We start from the raw sequence: 284 nt of genomic DNA, 5'->3' as shown, positions 1-284 counted from the left end.
TCTGTAAACGCGTATTTCCATTCACTTGCTTTACTTACTTCTTGTGTTGCGATTACTTTGCCATTTTGTAGTAGATCTACTTTGATCATTTCTGGACGATCTGTTGCGTTATCATCTTTCCATGTCTTCGTTCCTTCTACCTTTGTTTGGCCTACTTTTGTATTCGTGATGTCATAACCTTGAACCTCAGATTTATATCCATCCACTGGTTGTTCTTTTACTTCATACTTGTATGCTTTTCCTTCGGCATCATATGCCGCTAAGTCTGTAAACGCGTATTTCCA

The 284-nt window shown here is 38.4% G+C and carries 1 protein-coding gene; it reads right to left on the bottom strand.

The window, feature by feature from the left end; translation table 11 throughout:
• On the bottom strand, positions 1-284 hold a 284-nt coding region (locus tag U860_RS32530), incomplete at both ends, for a Cna B-type domain-containing protein (RefSeq protein ID WP_025151490.1).

The sequence above is a fragment of the Bacillus sp. H1a genome, assembly GCF_000633475.1.
Taxonomy (GTDB): Bacteria; Bacillota; Bacilli; order Bacillales; family Bacillaceae_G; genus Bacillus_A; species Bacillus_A paramycoides.
This window is presented reverse-complemented; position numbering and strand designations above follow the sequence as displayed.